Source organism: Paenibacillus xylanivorans, from assembly GCF_001280595.1.
In the GTDB taxonomy this organism is placed as follows: domain Bacteria; phylum Bacillota; class Bacilli; order Paenibacillales; family Paenibacillaceae; genus Paenibacillus; species Paenibacillus xylanivorans.
The window spans coordinates 170919-188337 of sequence record NZ_LITU01000053.1; the positions used below are offsets into that span (position 1 = coordinate 170919).

Annotated in this window: 16 protein-coding genes; 14 read left to right on the forward strand and 2 right to left on the reverse strand. The window is 43.9% G+C overall.

The features are described from left to right. The first annotated feature begins 595 nt into the window (after positions 1 to 595). From AMS66_RS10800 to AMS66_RS10815, 4 genes are all read left to right on the forward strand, one after another. A complete protein-coding gene (locus AMS66_RS10800; RefSeq protein WP_053780796.1) occupies positions 596 to 1663 on the forward strand; it encodes an ankyrin repeat domain-containing protein in 1068 nt (355 codons plus the stop codon). Between the two features lie 298 nt (positions 1664 to 1961). After that, positions 1962 to 3266: an SPFH domain-containing protein gene (locus tag AMS66_RS10805; protein ID WP_053780797.1), complete on the forward strand. Its 1305-nt coding sequence runs from the start codon at positions 1962 to 1964 to the stop codon at positions 3264 to 3266. Beyond that, positions 3266 to 4009, forward strand: coding sequence for a hypothetical protein (locus tag AMS66_RS10810; RefSeq protein ID WP_053780798.1), 744 nt, complete (start codon positions 3266 to 3268; stop codon positions 4007 to 4009). Before AMS66_RS10805 ends, AMS66_RS10810 begins: the two co-directional genes overlap by 1 nt. Before the next feature lie 106 nt (positions 4010 to 4115). Then, positions 4116 to 4415 carry a hypothetical protein gene (locus tag AMS66_RS10815; protein WP_144424469.1) on the forward strand — a complete coding sequence of 100 codons (300 nt, stop codon included), beginning with the start codon at positions 4116 to 4118 and terminating at the stop codon, positions 4413 to 4415. 125 nt (positions 4416 to 4540) lie between these two features. Here AMS66_RS10815 and AMS66_RS10820 read toward each other — a convergent pair whose 3' ends face one another. Continuing rightward, positions 4541 to 4990, reverse strand: coding sequence for a hypothetical protein (locus tag AMS66_RS10820; RefSeq protein ID WP_053780800.1), 450 nt, complete (start codon positions 4988 to 4990; stop codon positions 4541 to 4543). Positions 4991 to 5346: 356 nt separating this feature from the next. Between AMS66_RS10820 and AMS66_RS10825 the strand changes: the two genes are divergently transcribed. The 4 genes from AMS66_RS10825 to AMS66_RS10840 all read left to right on the forward strand — a co-directional run bounded on the left by AMS66_RS10825 (position 5347) and on the right by AMS66_RS10840 (position 8893). Then, positions 5347 to 6153 (forward strand): helix-turn-helix transcriptional regulator, encoded by an 807-nt coding sequence (locus AMS66_RS10825; protein ID WP_053780801.1) that lies wholly within the window; start codon positions 5347 to 5349, stop codon positions 6151 to 6153. 127 nt (positions 6154 to 6280) lie between these two features. Further along, the gene (locus AMS66_RS10830) at positions 6281 to 7234 is read left to right on the forward strand and encodes an aldo/keto reductase (protein ID WP_053781038.1); all 954 of its coding nucleotides are present in this window, start codon (positions 6281 to 6283) and stop codon (positions 7232 to 7234) included. Between the two features lie 226 nt (positions 7235 to 7460). Further along, a complete protein-coding gene (locus AMS66_RS10835; protein ID WP_053780802.1) occupies positions 7461 to 8045 on the forward strand; it encodes a cupin domain-containing protein in 585 nt (194 codons plus the stop codon). Positions 8046 to 8218: 173 nt separating this feature from the next. Beyond that, a complete protein-coding gene (locus AMS66_RS10840) occupies positions 8219 to 8893 on the forward strand; it encodes a hypothetical protein (protein ID WP_053780803.1) in 675 nt (224 codons plus the stop codon). 168 nt (positions 8894 to 9061) lie between these two features. Here the strand turns inward: AMS66_RS10840 and AMS66_RS10845 are convergent, their stop codons facing one another. Continuing rightward, positions 9062 to 9949 (reverse strand): LysR family transcriptional regulator, encoded by an 888-nt coding sequence (locus tag AMS66_RS10845; RefSeq protein WP_053780804.1) that lies wholly within the window; start codon positions 9947 to 9949, stop codon positions 9062 to 9064. A gap of 112 nt (positions 9950 to 10061) precedes the next feature. Between AMS66_RS10845 and zwf the strand changes: the two genes are divergently transcribed. The 6 genes from zwf to AMS66_RS33645 all read left to right on the forward strand — a co-directional run. Next, positions 10062 to 11579, forward strand: a complete 1518-nt coding sequence (zwf, locus tag AMS66_RS10850) for a glucose-6-phosphate dehydrogenase (protein ID WP_053780805.1) — start codon at positions 10062 to 10064, stop codon at positions 11577 to 11579. Between the two features lie 35 nt (positions 11580 to 11614). After that, entirely contained in the window at positions 11615 to 12280 is a 666-nt protein-coding gene (gene fsa / locus AMS66_RS10855; protein WP_053780806.1) for a fructose-6-phosphate aldolase, read from the forward strand. A 60-nt stretch (positions 12281 to 12340) separates the two neighbouring features. Next, on the forward strand, positions 12341 to 13759 hold the full coding sequence (gene gndA / locus AMS66_RS10860; RefSeq protein WP_053780807.1) for an NADP-dependent phosphogluconate dehydrogenase: 1419 nt from the start codon (positions 12341 to 12343) through the stop codon (positions 13757 to 13759). Between the two features lie 282 nt (positions 13760 to 14041). After that, on the forward strand, positions 14042 to 15145 hold the full coding sequence (locus AMS66_RS10865; protein WP_053780808.1) for a metallophosphoesterase: 1104 nt from the start codon (positions 14042 to 14044) through the stop codon (positions 15143 to 15145). A 364-nt stretch (positions 15146 to 15509) separates the two neighbouring features. After that, positions 15510 to 16352, forward strand: coding sequence for a BglG family transcription antiterminator LicT (gene licT / locus AMS66_RS10870; RefSeq protein ID WP_053780809.1), 843 nt, complete (start codon positions 15510 to 15512; stop codon positions 16350 to 16352). Between the two features lie 144 nt (positions 16353 to 16496). Next, a partial coding sequence (locus AMS66_RS33645) for a PTS transporter subunit EIIC (RefSeq protein WP_236703332.1) occupies positions 16497 to 17419 on the forward strand: 923 nt, incomplete at its 3' end.

Below are 17419 nucleotides of genomic sequence, written 5' to 3' on the forward strand. Positions count from 1 at the left end.
TCTGTATGCGTGATTTGTAACGATTCATGTAAAAATGGGTGTCCATTATTTTATCATACGAGCTACATATAGCTCAATAAGCGCAAAATGTTTTGTAAAGGAGAGCATGCTGTATCCTTTGTATTCTAATTAGTTTAATAACTTTATTAAAAAATATATCAGGAAAATTCATGCGAATATTGCATATATCCTCCTTATTATCTTCTACAGATATTATATAATTGCATAAGCAGGGATTACACAATTTATAAGAAAGGAGGATGGAGAGATGGGCAATATAATAGAAGAAATATATTACGGTAATCTTAAACCTGATGCGTCCTATTGTTCCTCAAGATTCTGAGTATCGCGTCAAAACGAATCCTGAGTTATCGCTGATTACAACCATTGTGTGTACTTCATCATCTGGCTATACAAAGAATTTAAAGTGATTATGGAAGCGAATAACAAGAATAAATTAGCTCAGATTCAAAAGAAAATGGAGTCATATACTAAAGTTGAAGCCGCAATAGCTAAAGTATTAGCTAAAGAAAATTATTCGGGATCAGTGCAGAGTTTATATGATAAGTAGATATTAGCAGAGGAGGTTACACCATTGTTCAAAATCGGAAATCAAGGAACGTTTGAAACGTTGCCTGATCACGCCATGGCGATTTACAAGGGAGACGTTATTGCTGTAGAAGAATTCATTAGAGAGGGTATGGATCTTGAAAAAGAGATTTCGCTGAGCAAATACATAGCTTTGACACCATTGGATATTGCCCTAATCACCAACCAGCAGGCAGTGGTCAAGTTGTTGGTGGAGTACGGAGTGAACCTAAATGTGAAGGACAACCCGGCAATCCTCAGGGCGGTCAGATATGGAGGGGAAGAGATTGTCCGATATCTGCACCAGAAGGGTGCCAAGTTGAATGGTTTGAGCAAGGTGAAGTCGAGCGCATATGATGAAGCCTATTACGGTAACAAAAAGAATATGGCCGTGGTGAAAGAACTAGGATTGGACATTCGAAAATACGGAGGGAAAACACTGCGAAGAGCTGTGTCAGACCACGATCTGCAAACGATTCAGTATTTACTGGATGAGGGTGTACATATTAACTACAATGAACCGGACATGGTTTATCCCTATAAGGCCACGCCACTTACGGTAGCCGCTCGCAACAACAATATGAAGATGGTTCAATTTCTGGTGGAACAGGGGGCGGATGTGACCATTCAAGAGAAGGATGGGGAACGAGCATACACGATTGCCATCAGTCAGAAAAATGAAGAAATGGCAGAGTATTTGAAATCTCATGAGCCGCAAGACTTTCACAATCTGAGCAATAAATTGCATTTGCTTAAATCGTACAAGCTACCTGATGAATTAATCCGTTTTCTAACGGAAGGTCTGCGCAGAATCGACTTGCCAAAAAATCCGTCCGGCGTGGGATACATCGAATTCTTCCATCTGATCGATACGGTGGAGATGAAGCTGGGCAGACAGAAACTGCTGCGCATATCCTCTGACTTGGAGCAGTACTCCCATATCCTGATCGTCTGGAATCCAAGCAAAAAAATGATTGGCTACGCAGACATTGAACATCAGGAGCACGGAACGATCTCCACGTTCGAAGCGTTCATGGCCGATCCCGCATCATATATGGATAATCTCCTGAATTAACCAGAGGGACTTCACTATCACAAGAACCTCTTGTATATTGTCGATATACAGGAGGTTTTTTAGTGTCTATACCATTCATCTATAGGAAAAATATCTCATGAAATATGAACTATACTAGTGCGAAAGGAGGTTAAAAATGGTAAAATAGCAATGCCTAAACATGAAAAAACATTTTTGTTGAAAGATTAGCAGATAAGTAAGATATAAAATGGTTTAACTTTAGATTGTTAGAAAGCGATTGTTAGTACGATTGTTTCAATGAAATTATAGTATTCTACTACTGGAGTGAGGAAGAGAAATGGCCATTATTGACGTAATCAAGTATGACGGTTCACCTGATGTATTTGCTTGGAAGCATCCTGAGAACGAATTGGGAACATGGACCCAGTTGATTGTGAATCAATCCCAACAGGCAATCCTCTTTAAGGATGGAAGGGCACTTGATATGTTCGGCCCAGGAAGACATACGCTAAGTACGGCGAATATCCCGATCTTAAACCGGCTCGTTAACCTTCCGTTCGGAGGTAAATCACCTTTTGCAGCAGAAGTGTGGTACGTCAATCAAGTAAGCGCACTAGACGTGAAATGGGGAACAGCAAATCCAATCCAGGTACAGGACCCAAAATATAATATTATCGTTCCCGTAAGAGCATTTGGGCAGATGGGAATAAAAATAGCGGACTCTCGCAAATTTCTGATCAAACTTGTGGGAACACTGCCTGAATTTAACCAGGCTAATATGGTCAATTACTTTCGCGGGCTAATTATTATGAACATTAACTCCATGCTGTCTTCCTATCTAATACATAGAAAAGTAAGTGTACTGGAAATCAATGCTTATATCGCCGAAATATCACGACATTTTGCTGATACGATCGCATCTGCTTTTGAAGAGTTTGGTATTGAGTTAATCAACCTGTATATCCACAATGTCAATCTGCCTGAAGAGGACCCTTCGGTCATTCGATTGAGAGAAGCGTTGGCACGCAAAGCTGAAATGGATATTATCGGGTACACCTATCAACAGGAGCGTTCATTCGATACGCTTGAAGGTGCAGCCAAAAATGAAGGAAGCATGCAATCGGATATTATGGGTGCAGGGCTTGGTATGGGGATGGGTGTTGGACTGGGAGGATCATTCAGCAGCGAGATGTCCCAGATGTCCAAAGTGATGGCTACAACGGAAACGCCTGCTGTACGCATATGCAAACATTGCAGTCATCCGAACCAGGAGCATAGTTCTTTTTGCAGCAAGTGTGGCAATTCATTTGCCGAAAAATCAGCAACGACCGGTTGTAACAACTGTGGACATGCCTTGCAAAAAGGGACCAAATTTTGTCCCAATTGTGGAGACAAATATCATGCATGCCCATCCTGCGGGGCGGATAATGCGGATAATGCTTTGGCATGTGTTCAGTGTCACGAACCGATGCCTAGCCCATGCCCCAAGTGCAATCATATGAATTCGGGTCAAACTAAATTCTGCGGCAACTGCGGCTCCGGTCTGTCCTTGAAATGCAGTCAATGTCAACATGAAGTGAAGCCCGGTCAGAAGTTCTGTCTGGATTGCGGAAACAATCTGCAAGATGGAGGGCAGGCATAGTGATAATTAAACGGAGCAATCTTTTCATTTTAAATGTCATCTATCTGATCTGTATGCTTGTATCCTCAGTCGTTTCTTTTACGGTGTTTAGTCATGCTATTGTATCGTTTCCTTTCTGGATGAATCTTGTGGCTTCTTATTTCGCGATTACGGCGATTTGGATTTATATAAGGCATGTCATGCTACATATGGATCGCTTTAAGCAACTGGTTCCTGGTTACACAGCGTTAGGGATCGTGTTGGTGATGTATCTGATTTGCGTAATGATATATTCTCTGTTTACAGGTTTAGCAGATCATGGTCTCCGCTGGTTCGTTTTGTTACATACGGTAACTGCAGCGCTGGCAGTAATTCTATGTGGAATTATGTTGATCTATATCCGGAGTACAAGTCATCATGAAGCAGATGAACAAATGAAAACGGCTAACTTGAGATCCATCGAAAATGCTTTGCAACAGTTGCTTCATACGATGGAGGATGATTCCATCCTGACTATGGAGGAGGACAGAAAGGCGCTTCAATCATTAGTTGAACTGGTAAAGTACAGCGACCCAATCACTCCGGTTTCACTTGAGTATAGTGACCGTCAGATACTAATTGATATTGAATTGTTGAACGGTGAGATTGCGACACAGTATGCGGCAGGGGGATTGATAGATAGTGAACGTCTCACTTCGCAATTATCTCGGTTAAAGTCACGCTTGAAAGAACGGAATCAACAGATCATGAGAAGCAAATCATAAATTTATAGGAGGAAAAGCTTTGAAGAGATTTTTTGGAATTATATTCATTATATTATCATCTCTAACAATATTGTTATCTTTATTATTAATATCCCAGGGAACCGAAATGGCTATTATCAGTACGATTATTCTTTTTATACCCGGCGTTATCGTACTTGTTACAGGAATTAAAATGTGTAGTCGACCTAAATTCCATCCCAAGGCTGATCATTATCAATACCATTACGACAGTGACGAGGAATATGATGATGAAGGGTACTATGAGGATGAGTACCACGATCATGAATACGAGGAACCGCAAGAAGCTGTATCTGTGAATTGTCCGGGATGTGGGGCCAAGGCGAAGGTATATCGGAAGCAATCCACGGATTGTGAGTATTGTGGAACAACTGTTGAAGCACCGTAAAATGGTTCAGAATGGATACGAAAAGGATAAAAGTCTGATTCCTACATGGAGTCAGGCTTTTATCTTTTAGCCCGTTTTGCGGATAAAAGTAAGAGAAAGAACCTCTTATCTCATTCACCCTGAATCTAAAAATCTCTCGTGCGTTCAAACACCTCTTCCAGTTCCTTGCGATTAACCTTTATAGCAGTTGTCTGGTCCATCCCTGGTTTTGATTCCAGTTGATCCAACAATTCAACAAAGGCGTTATAAATTTCTTCACGTTCGATTGTTTCAATAAAGTTGGCTTTGGCGTCCATCTCGTTAAACGTCTCGGTGTACTTCTCTACTAATGACATCAGTTGTTTCTGTATAACGCCTGAATCGCTCATATTTTGACTTAATCTTCGAATTTCTTTGAGGTGTTGTTTGTAGGTTTGAGCTGCTTTTTTGGCATGCGCTGCTTTAATATGATCCCGTCCGTCCCAGTCTCGAAAAGGGTTCGTTAGATTCTCTGCGAGCCATTCCGGTTTACGTGGTTTACTGATTTCGAGTTCAAGCCCGGATCCAGCCGATTTTTCCAGAAATAAAAGCTGCATATGAGCGGTTTCATCTGACGAAGTTCCATTTCATCGGGCGGCTGATTTCCTGTCCAGTCCAATTGCAGGATTGCGGCAAGCTGGCGTGACCCCTTACTCCCGGTTTCTTTCAGGCCAGTTACCTGGCAGGCGGCATATTGTTGTAAATTTTCGACGTATACACAGTAAATGTCTCCGATCGTTGGTACCATGATGTGCTCCTTTCGTTCTGCGTGAATCAATGCTAAGCTTCTTGTAAACTAAGGATTTTGCAGAATGATAATAAAAGAATTATATCAAAGGCGTCTTATCACATCCATTTTGGATAGAGCCGTATTTGAATCCATAGAAATCTAAATGTCTAAGGGAGGTTATTTATGACTACAGGTATTAGCCGAAATAAAACACTGGGTGAATTTTTGAAATCTCGGAGGAGCCGGATTCAGCCAGAACAAGTCGGAATCAGCGGATCGTATGGACAACGCAGAACGCCTGGATTAAGGCGTGAGGAAGTCGCGGTGCTTGCAGGTGTCAGTGCAACTTACTACACTTGGCTTGAGCAGGGGAGAGAGGTTAACGCATCTCGAGAGGTGATGGAAAGTATAGCGGGTGCACTCCAGTTAAGCGAGGAAGAGAAGGACCACCTATTTCGTTTATGGGACCCCAATGCAGAGCATGAATTTCCTGCCTCCTATTCACATCTCGAAGCGGGATGGCAGAGTATCATTAGTCAACTTGCATACCCTTCTTTTATTACGAATGAAAGGTCTGAAGTACTTGCATGGAATGAGGCAGCGAATGAAAAACTTTTTGCCTTTTCCTCGATGAACGTGAACGACCGTGTCATGATGCGAATGTTATTTCTAGATGCAACGCTCCGGGAACGTATGCATAATTGGGATGAATTTGCACGGCATTCGGTAGCGGTGTTTCGTACGTACTATGACAAGTATCCGGGTGAACCCGGGTTTTACAAAATAATTCAACAGTTGAACGAGGACAGCACGGATTTTCAAAACATTTGGAACCTCCACCAAATTAAACAGAAAAAAGTCAACCGAATCTATCTCCAAACAACGGATCAGACGGATGGCATTGCCTATGCCTACGATATCTTTTCCATGAGTAATCTGAACGAACAGTCAGGTATTCATTGTTGTGTGTACATACCCGTTGTGGAGTGACAGTAACGCTCAGGGTGGTAATTCTAGTACTAGCATAAACAGACTGTGGTTGGGCCTCTGTTCGTGAAATAGAATGAATACATGTCCAATATTTTTCTATCTATTAACGAAAAGAGGGAACCACATGATCAACACAAGAACGTTGGGAAGCGATAATTTGCAGGTATCCGGGCTTGGACTAGGTGTAATGATGATGCCAGACAACCAAGATTCGGTGCATACAATCCGGGGTGCGCTGGATGCAGGAGTAACGATGTTCGATACAGCGGATCTGTACGGTGAATATGAAAAGCAGCAGTTTGGAGGTAACGAAAAATTGCTTGGACGTGCGCTTAAAGGGCGAAGAGCCGATGCTATTGTAGCAACCAAGTTCGGTATAACACATACCCAGGGTCCCAAGGGAGATCCGGCGTATATCAAAAAATCAGTGGATGCCAGTCTTTACAACCTGGGGATGGATTACATAGATCTATATTATCAGCATCGTCCGGATCCCAATACTCCTATTGAGGAAACGGTGGGAACACTTGCCGATCTGGTTCAACAGGGGAAAATCCGTTATATAGGTCTGTCTGAAGCGTCTGCAGAGACGATTCGTCGTGCGAATGCCGTTCATCCAATCACAGCACTCCAAACGGAGTATTCATTATGGAGTCGTGAGCTCGAAGATGAGATATTGCCATTGCTGAGCGAGTTGAACATTGGGCTTGTACCCTACAGTCCGTTGGGACGTGGCTTCCTGACAGGACAGATCCGATCGATAGACGACCTGCCAGAGGACGATTATCGTCGTCATTATCCACGTTTCCAGGGTGAGAATTTCCAGAAGAATCTGGAGGTTGTGCGCCTGATCCAAGAGCTGGCTATGCAAAAAGGATGCACTGCTTCTCAGCTCGCACTCGCCTGGTTACTTGAAAAGGGAGAACATATCGTTCCGATCCCTGGTACTCGCAGTTTGGAGAGAATTCACGAGAACCTGGGTGCCTTGCAGATTACTTTCACCAATGATGAATTGGCAGAGATTGAATGGATATCTCCCAAAGGATTTGCCGCAGGGGGAAGATACCCGGGGATTACTTAATATAAAGCAAGGCTATAGATAAAACACTTAACGCCCCAGACCTATTTTCAACAGGAAAAGGGTGTTTTGTGTTTTGCTTGAGAGTGAATGATCTTCACCTAATTGACAGATGAGATTACACAGGTGGATAAAAATTGCAATGGAATCGTGTCCTCGGTATTATCTCCGCTTATTAACGCATACAGTACAACAATGAGATGTACGCCTATAAGGAGGAAACAGCGGTATGATTAATCCGATTCTGCAATCCCCGAATGTTCAGCTGGCGGCCGATTCGACAGCGGTTTTAAATTATCAGCGTGACTCGCGCAATTATATCACCCAGTTGTTTGGGGAGCAGCTGCCTACGATCAAAAATGGATTCTTTAACGTACACATGAGTAAAGGTATCATTGTTCAGCCGCACTGGCATACAAATGTGACGGAGATGGTCGTTCTGATCAACGGTGAAATTACCACTTCTGTCTACGATCCCTTCAAGCGGGAGCGGATAAGTTATCATTTGAAGCCTGGTCAAGTTTCGATATTCCCTCAAGGGTGGTTTCACTGGTTTGTGGCGGAGACCGATGATGTACATCTGTTGACGATTTTTGATCAACCCACACCGGACATTGTGCTTGGGGCTGATTTCCTCGCTGCAACGCCGCCTGAAGTTGCACATCGTGCATACTGTATTGATGAGGAGGCGTATGCAAAGGCAGTGGCATCTATCAAGAATGACGCCATTTTAGGTCCAGCAATTGCATGTGTGGATTCTGTTTCGGATCAGGCGATCAAAGCTTCCAAATCATCCAAAAACGCAAAGGGATAATATCATCACGTTCTCCTCTCAAATGACGATTTCAGGCCCGTGACCGGAAAGATTTCCGATTACGGGCTTATATTTTGTTCCAATTAACACATTCCGAATTCTCTGTTAAGATAGGCATAACATTGGCTTGTTACAGTATATAGTAGCACTCAAAGAATGTGGAGGGACGATCCATGACCATGACTGAGCAGGAAATGCTGGAAACTGCGATGAGTTATGCACCTGTATTGATGTTTGATCAAAATGAACCTTTTTACCCGGATTTTGTGGGTGTTTCAATATTGGAACGCTCTGGACCCTCCCCATCATTCAGCCGGGAAATTCATTTTCCAGCCGAAGCCGTCCAATATGTAATTGAATTCGCGATCTGGTGGGACTACGAAATTGGGCATTTGTATGAAATGGAACATGTGTGGATATATGTGGGCCATGACGCTGAAGTCGTGGACTGTGAAGCCAGCTTTCATGGAAGAGTACTTCGAGGATTGCTTAAGGATCGGGTTAATGTGGTTGGACGCCATGTGTGTCTATACTCGCAGCCAGGCAAACACGCTTTTTCACCGTTGCCTGTGGTATTTGAACTGTTGCCGGATCTGTACAGTGCAGCAGGCGCTAATGCTGGATGTGACGGTCTGCTCGTGAACGAAATGTTCAAAGGTTATTTTGAAACGAATGAAGAGATTAATGCAAGCGTGCAAGAATTTCTGCAGACGAAAGCGTTTGTTCCTGCCATGGAGTTTGAGGAATATTTGCTTGATCCGAATGTGTTCATGACATGGGACCAACTGTTTACTATGATTCCTGGCAGAATTGAGGATAGATTAAGAGAACTCGAAGTACGACAGTGAGTCGGGTTCCTGATGCAAATTAAGAGGCGGATATATTTTATTAGATAATCTAGTTCGCTTCACGAGAATTTCTCGTTAGTCAATTTTACATGTGGATATAAAAAAAAGTGCTTCATCATCCGTTTGGAGTGATGAGGCACTTTTTTGTAGACCAGTTGATCAACGAATCTATTCCGTCTTGAAAATGAGATCCATAAACCGGTTGGCTGCCAGGGAAATCGGCATATTTCGCTTGGTCATGATGCCCACATGTGAAGGGGGCAAAGAAACATCCAGCTGAATTTCAAAGAGCGAGCCTTCCTCCAGCTCTTTGGAAATAAACTCACGGGTTACATACGATATGCCCAATCCTCGGCGTGCAAATTCAATTAACAAATCCACACTGCCGACCTCAATTTCAGGTTTTAGCGTATAGCCATAGGAGTTAAACAACTCCGTGATAGCCATCCGCACCCGGCTGTTCCGGGAGAAGAGAATCAGTTGATGCTCCAGCAGCATCTCCAGCGTCATGACTTTATCCTTCAGCTGAGCATACCGTTCACCCGCAACGAAGCAGTCCTTGAGCTGAATACTTTCCCGGACTTCCAGTTGCGGATCAACAATCGGCATTCGCACAACGCCCAGATCAATTTTACCTTCTTTCAGAAACGTGATGACTTCCGGCGTTGTCCCATGACTCAGATGCAGCTTGATGTTAGGGTAGAGCACATGAAATTCTTCCAGATATGCAAGCATGTAATGTTTAAACAGTGAATCACTGCCGCCAATCCTTAGTTCTCCGTTGTCTAAACTCTTCAGGGCGGCCATCTTCTCCTCCGCCAGCGAGATCAGAATTTGGGATTGTTCGATATAGGAATACAGACTGACACCTTCCTGTGTTAGCGCGACTCCTTTGGAATTTCGGTAAAACAACGTGAGGCCAAAGCTTTCTTCCAGCTGTTTAATAGCATGGCTGACGCTTGGTTGAGTGATATATAGCGCTTTGGCAGCTTGGGTCAAACTTCCTGTTTTGGCAGCCCAGTAAAATACCTTATATAATTCATAATTTGTCGTCATAGATATCGTCTATAGCTCCTGTGAAATATATTAATTACTTGTATGGCTATGAAACGTATTATAGTGTAACTACAGCAAAGAAACCAGAGGTACTTGGAAGGAGAACAGAGAGATGGAACCAACGAGCATTATTTTATTTGGTGCGACTGGCGATTTAGCCAAAAGAAAAATATATCCAGCCTTATATAATTTATACATTGAGCAGAAACTTCCGGCATCCTTCTCGCTGATTGGCTTGGGACGCAGAGAATGGTCTGATGAATTCTTTCAGGCACAAGTGGAAAAATCATTGAATGAATTTTCCAGACGCCCTGCTGATCCTGAAGTTGTGAAATCATTCGTGCAGGCTTTCCGTTACAGTGTATTGAATATAAGCCATAAGGAAGATTATATAGAGCTGTTAAATTTAGTGGAACAAAGAGAGGCAGAACTTGGAATTTCATCCAATCGTCTGTTTTACCTTTCGGTTGGTCCAGAATTCTTCGAACCCATTGCAGCGAACATTCAGGAAAGTGGACTTGGATCTACTGCGGGCTGGAAACGCCTTGTGATCGAGAAGCCATTTGGACATGATCTGCAATCGGCTCGTGATCTGAATCACAAATTAAGCGAGGCGTTCACCGAAGAAGAAATTTATCGAATTGACCATTATTTGGGCAAACCGATGGTACAGCGTCTTGAAACCTTGCATCAAAGCAATCCGATCATGAAGGCACTGTGGAACAACCGTTACATCTCCAATGTGCAGATCACCGCTAATGAGACTGTTGGCGTGGAAGAACGGGCATCCTATTATGATCATGTAGGCGCCGTGCGTGACATGTTCCAGAATCATATGCTGCAATTGCTTATGATGATGGCGATCCAGCTTCCATATAACAGCACCACGGAAAAAGTCGGTTTGAAGAAAAAACACATCATGGAATCGATCCAGCCACTGCAAAAGCAAACCGTGGGTGCAAGCGTCATTCGCGGACAGTATGCTGAAGGAAACATCCAAGGCAAATCCGTTAACGGATATGCAGCTGAACCGGGTGTTGCCGAGAATACGATGAATGATACTTTTATTGCTGCGAAATTGCAGATAGATGACTTCTTCTGGCGCGGAGTACCTTTCTATATCCGTACCGGCAAACGAATGAAGGAGAAATCCACTCGTATCGTCATCGAATTCAAGGAACCATCCGGACAGGCTAACGTGGTTAACGGTTCCAAGCCGAATCTGCTTGTGATTGAGATGAGTCCTGATCAGAGCATGACACTGCAGCTGAATGCGAGCGATCCGCAACACAAAGGAGAGTTCAAGCCGGTTCATATCGATCTGTCACCAGATCGTGAGGATCTGGCGGAGGCTTATGAGAACTTGATTCATGACGCATTGCATGGTGATCCAACGTTCTTTGCCCATTGGGATGAAGTAGAACTGTCCTGGGCTTGGGTACAACCGATTCTGGATGCATTTCAGGAGAACCTGCTTCCGCTTCATTTGTACCCGGCAGGTAGCTATGGACCGACAGAGTCGGATAAGATGCTGGCTGATGAAGGCCACCATTGGTGGTTTGATCAACCTGCGGATCAGCAGACTGAAGATGCAATTGAAGCACCCCTGGCTGTTAATGCCAACCTGTAATAACAAAAAAACATATCCCTTGGAGGTAATTGAATATGAAATTTTTCATCGATACAGCAAACTTGGTAGACATCAAAAAAGCGTATAAAGTCGGTGTATTGTCTGGTGTAACAACGAATCCTTCTCTGGTAGCCAAAGAAGGCGTGAAATTCGAAGATCGTATTGAAGAAATTTTGCGCGAGGTACCTGAAGTTGAATCCGTATCTGCGGAAGTAACACCAGATGCGATTACGGCTGAGGAAATGATTGCTCAAGCAGACGAACTGATCAAAATCAATAATAACGACAAAAACATCACAATCAAGTTGCCAATGACACTTGCAGGACTGGAAGCTTGCCGTTACCTGACCAAAAAAGGTGTGAAAACCAACGTAACGTTGATCTTTACCGTGAACCAGGCGCTGCTTGCTGCTCGTGCCGGTGCAACATATGTATCCCCGTTCCTGGGACGTCTCGATGACATCTCCGAAGATGGCGTGCAATTGGTTGCCAAAGTCGCTGAGCTGTTCCGTACACATAACCTGGATGCACAGATTATTGCGGCATCTGTAAGACATCCGGATCACGTTACACGTGTAGCAATGGCAGGAGCACATATTGCTACTGTTCCATTCTCCGTCATTGAACAAATCTCCAAACACCCGCTGACAGACCAAGGTATGGAGAAGTTTGCAGCAGACTGGAAAAAAACAGTTCAATAAATTAAGAATTGTTGATCTCGGATTTTACCTACTATATATAAAGAGTATTGGGAGGACATAATGAGTAAACAACAGATCGGTGTCATTGGACTTGCAGTAATGGGTAAGAACCTTGCCCTCAATATTGAAAGCAAAGGATTCTCGGTAGCGGTATTTAACCGTTCCCCGGAGAAAACGAACGATCTTCTCAAAGAAGCCGAAGGCAAAAACCTGACAGGTGCATTCACGATTGAAGAGTTCGTGACTTCCCTGGAATCCCCGCGCAAAATCCTGATCATGGTTCAAGCGGGTAAAGCAACGGACGCTACCATTGAACAACTGCTGCCACACTTGGACGAGGGCGACATCATCATTGATGGAGGGAACGCATACTTCCCTGACACCCAACGCCGCAGCAAAGATCTGGAAGCCAAAGGTTTCCGCTTCATTGGTGCGGGTGTATCCGGTGGGGAAGAAGGCGCATTAAAAGGACCAGCAATCATGCCAGGCGGACAAGAGAGTGCGTATGCGCTCGTTGAACCAATTCTCACAGCCATTTCCGCTAAAGTAGGCGACGATGCTTGCAGCACATATATCGGACCAGATGGTGCTGGACACTATGTGAAAATGGTGCACAATGGTATCGAGTACGGAGATATGCAGTTGATCGGTGAAGCATATCACTTGCTCAAATCCGTGCTGAATGTGTCCGTTGAAGAATTGCATGCAATCTTCTCCGAATGGAACCAAGGCGAGCTGGATAGCTACCTGATTGAAATCACGGCAGACATCTTCTCCAAATACGATCCGGAAACGGGTAAACCAATGGTTGATGTCATTCTGGATGCAGCCGGACAAAAAGGAACAGGCAAATGGACAAGTCAAAGCGCGCTGGATCTCGGCGTACCTTTGTCCATGATTACGGAATCCGTATTCTCCCGCTTCCTGTCTGCAATGAAAGACGAGCGTGTAGCGGCTAGCAAAATCCTGAACGGACCTACAACTGAAGCATTCTCCGGTGACAAAAAAGCGTTCATCGAGAATGTGCGCAAAGCGCTGTTTGCAAGTAAAATAGTATCCTACGCGCAAGGCTTTGCCCAAATGCGTGCAGCTTCCGACGAGTACGGCTGGGATCTGAAATACGGCAACATCGCGATGATCTTCCGTGGTGGTTGTATCATCCGTTCGCAGTTCCTGCAAAACATCAAGGAAGCATATGACAAAGATGCAGAACTGAAAAACCTGCTTCTGGATCCATACTTCCAAAACATTGTTGAATCCTACCAAGGCGCATGGCGTGAAGTCGTTGCTGCTGCGGTAACTCAAGGAATTCCGGTTCCTGGGTTCTCCAGCGCGTTGTCCTACTATGACAGCTACCGCACAGAGCGTTTGCCTGCCAACCTGTTGCAAGCACAACGTGACTACTTTGGCGCTCACACCTTCAAACGTGTGGACAAAGAAGGTTCGTTCCACTTTCAGTGGATGGATACCAACGAATAATTCGTAATGAATGAATAGCTATCCCTGTGTCCGTTCATGAGTTCAACTCATGTTTGGATACAGGGATAGCTTTTTGTGCCTCATGCGATTAAGCTGTCTCTGTAATGCCGGTTATGAATGCTTGGAATTTAAGTATCACCAAATTGTAATAAAATGTACGTATTCTATGATCCGAAACAGATGTTTTGACCCATTTAACTACGTTATACTTGTTCAAATGGATAAGAAGCTTTCTAAATTAAATTCAGCAATCAACTTATTGATGTGGAGGTTAACCGGGGCATGTTCGTACTTGCAGGCATTTTGTTTTTGATCGTATATGGTTTATTAGTGTTTTACATAGGGCGGAGCGGCTGGAGCTGGATGAAACCTGTCGTCTCTGCGAGATTCCGTTGGTTTTATATCGTTGCGCTTGTATTCCTTGCAGTATCATTCATACTGGCACGGTTGTTTGGAAGTTTCTCCTTCCTGAGCATAATCGGCTCATACTGGCTCGCTATCTTCTCGTTACTGTTAATGATTTTGCCGGTTGTTCATTTGACGCTATGGATACTTAGACTGACAAGAATTCCAAGACATCATGCCCACAAGTGGGCGGGTGTGGTTACGCTTGTATTGTTGTTGTCGACGTTGGGTTATGGCATCTTTAATGCATATAGTCCGGTTGTAAGGGAATATAACATCCAAATTGATAAAAAGGTAGAAGGCATGGACAAACTCAAGATCGTTATGGCTGCTGATATGCATTTTGGACTTTTGTCTGGTCCTGCACACGCCAAACGTATGGTTGAGGAAATTAACGCGTTGAAGCCGGATCTGGTGTTATATCCTGGTGATATTATCGATGACAACTTGGATATGTACCTCAAGAGTGGGATTGCGGATATTATCAGTGGCATTCAGGCCCCTTACGGAGTGTACGCCTCACTGGGTAATCATGATAAGTATAATGGACCGATTGAGGATCTGATTGCGGCTCTGGAGAAGAGTAATATGCAGGTCCTGTATGATGACAAAATTACAATAGACAATAAGATTACGCTGATTGGGCGTAAAGACCGGACCGAGAAGGATCGGGCAGAAGTAGCAACATTGATGCAGGATTCCGACCTGAGCAAGCCTGTGATCATGATGGATCACCAGCCTTATGATTTGGATATTGCGGAGCAGAACCATGTGGATTTAGTTGTGTCTGGTCACACCCATCGTGGTCAGATCGCACCTGCTCAGTTTATTACACAGGCTATCTACGAGAATGATTGGGGTTATCTGCAAAAAGGGTCCATGCACTCCATCGTGACCTCAGGGTATGGCTTCTGGGGACCTCCGATTCGCACGAGCAGTCGATCCGAAATTGTACTGATTAATGTAACGTTTCAACAATAATTAGCGATAATTAATAAAAGCGATCCCTTCGAAAGAAGGGATCATATTTGTGCTCCAGGGAGATTATATACCCTTGCACAGGGGGGCATTTTTTAGAAAACATCTCCAGTTTGTTTCTGTATCAACATGTAAATATTAAGACTGCATACCCTGCAACGTGGAACTGTAGGGAAATATTTCTTGAAAGCAAGACGAAGTAAAATGGCAGTGGTAGCATTTTTGGTTGACACCGTTTTCAGGTTGTGATAGATTAAACCCGAGGCTTGTTACCGGTAATGCGGGCAAAACCACTATGGAAATGATTTATTATTTCTATTTTGGTTTTGCCCTTTTTTAATCCTCAAAAAAAACAGGTGGGTCCATAATGATTATTAAACAGATATTTAATAACAATATTGTCAGTACGGTGGATGACAAAAATCAGGAACTGCTGATCCTCGGCCGGGGTATCGGATTTAAGTTCAAGGCTGGCGATGAGATCGATGAAGAGCGGATTGAGAAAGTATTCCGGCTTCAGGATGCATCGATCTATGAGAAGTTCAAGTCCATTGTTACGGAAGTACCGATTGAAATTCTGCAGGCGACAGATGATATTGTGACGCTGGCACGTACGCAATTGAACAAAACCATCAGTGACGGAATTTATGTCTCACTGTCGGATCACATTCATTTTGCCGTCCAGCGTCTGGAAAAGGGAATGATAACGCGCAACCCGCTCTCCTGGGAAGTACAGCATTTCTACAAGGCCGAGTTCGACGTGGCCCGAGAAGCGCTCACCTTGCTGAAGGAAAGACTGGATGTGGAGTTTCCGAAGGATGAGATATGCAACATAGCGCTGCATTTTATCAATGCGGAAGTTAATGATTCCATGAACGATGTCACTCATTTGATGCAACTGCTCCAGGAGATCATGAACATTATCAAATATCACTTCAATGTCGAATTGGATGAAGATAGCGTGAACTATTTCCGTTTCATTACTCATTTGAAGTATTTCTGCCAACGGGTAATTACTCACTCGTCACATGACGATGCGGAGGAGTATTTATACGAGGTTGTACGGAAAAACTATCCCGAAACCTTCAAATGTATCGGCAAGATTGAGACTTTTATCCATAAGAACTATCAGTATGATATGACTCATTCGGAACAGTTGTATCTGACCCTCCATCTGGAGCGGTTAATGAAACCGAAGCGTGAGCAATGAAATATCAGAACATGAACCAGAATCTAACTAAATATCAATTGGGCTTGTTACTGTTCAATCAGGCAATACCCGAATGAATGACACGTAGAAGACGTGGCTATTTGTTCGGGTATTTTTTATTGGAAAAATGAGGAGGAAACGATCATGAAACATCAGGAAACGGCACAGGAAATCATCAAAGCCGTTGGGGGAACAAACAATATCAACTCGGTGTATCATTGCGTCACAAGACTGAGATTTGATCTGAAAAATAACGATAAAGTGGATAATAACTCACTCAAGAAACTGGATAAAGTGATGGGAACTAATATCTCAGGGGAGCAATTCCAGGTGATTATCGGAAATGACGTGTCCAAAGTATTCGATGCTATGGTGAAGGAACATCCGGCAATCCAGCAAAGCTCAGAAAATAAACAGCCTAAACCGGAAAAAAATAAAAATGTAATTCTTAATATTTTTGAGACGATTGCGGGTGTCTTTGCGCCAATGCTGCCAGCGATTACAGCTGCCGGTATGCTCAAGGGATTGCTTGCATTATTCGTATCGCTGGAGTGGATGTCAGCAGGTACTGACACGTATCGTATTCTTTCGGCCATTGGGGACGGCGTATTCTACTTCCTTCCGCTGCTAATTGCGGTTAGTGCCGCTCGCAAATTCGGAAGTAATCCGTTTGTTGCCATTGCGTTAGGTACTGCGCTGATGTATCCCGATATGGGCGCATTGCTCTCCAGCGGTGAGTCGGTTGCTTTTCTCGGCATTCCGGTAACGGCTGTCAGTTATGCCTCATCGGTTATTCCAATCTTACTTGCCGTATGGCTGATGTCTTATGTTGAGAAGTGGGTTGACCGGGTTATTCCGGCAGCATTGAAGTTGCTGCTTGTGCCACTGATTACCTTGCTTGTTATGGTTCCGGTAACACTAATTGCGATCGGTCCATTGGGTACATTTGTAGGTAGCGGCTTGTCCGGTGGGATTAACTGGCTGCTGAATGAAGGTGGATTGATTGCGGGTATCGTTCTGGGCGGTGCGATGGCACTAATTATTATGACAGGTATGCACTACGCATT

Excerpts from the sequence above, each read along its gene's own strand:
- AMS66_RS10805 (WP_053780797.1), top strand. The coding sequence starts at position 1,962 with ATGGCCATTATTGACGTAATCAAGTATGACGGTTCACCTGATGTATTT.
- AMS66_RS10815 (WP_144424469.1), top strand. The coding sequence starts at position 4,116 with ATGGCTATTATCAGTACGATTATTCTTTTTATACCCGGCGTTATCGTA.
- AMS66_RS10820 (WP_053780800.1), bottom strand. The coding sequence starts at position 4,990 with ATGCAGCTTTTATTTCTGGAAAAATCGGCTGGATCCGGGCTTGAACTC.
- AMS66_RS10825 (WP_053780801.1), top strand. The coding sequence starts at position 5,347 with ATGACTACAGGTATTAGCCGAAATAAAACACTGGGTGAATTTTTGAAA.
- AMS66_RS10835 (WP_053780802.1), top strand. The coding sequence starts at position 7,461 with ATGATTAATCCGATTCTGCAATCCCCGAATGTTCAGCTGGCGGCCGAT.
- AMS66_RS10840 (WP_053780803.1), top strand. The coding sequence starts at position 8,219 with ATGACCATGACTGAGCAGGAAATGCTGGAAACTGCGATGAGTTATGCA.
- AMS66_RS10845 (WP_053780804.1), bottom strand. The coding sequence starts at position 9,949 with ATGACGACAAATTATGAATTATATAAGGTATTTTACTGGGCTGCCAAA.
- zwf (WP_053780805.1), top strand. The coding sequence starts at position 10,062 with ATGGAACCAACGAGCATTATTTTATTTGGTGCGACTGGCGATTTAGCC.
- fsa (WP_053780806.1), top strand. The coding sequence starts at position 11,615 with ATGAAATTTTTCATCGATACAGCAAACTTGGTAGACATCAAAAAAGCG.
- gndA (WP_053780807.1), top strand. The coding sequence starts at position 12,341 with ATGAGTAAACAACAGATCGGTGTCATTGGACTTGCAGTAATGGGTAAG.
- AMS66_RS10865 (WP_053780808.1), top strand. The coding sequence starts at position 14,042 with ATGTTCGTACTTGCAGGCATTTTGTTTTTGATCGTATATGGTTTATTA.
- licT (WP_053780809.1), top strand. The coding sequence starts at position 15,510 with ATGATTATTAAACAGATATTTAATAACAATATTGTCAGTACGGTGGAT.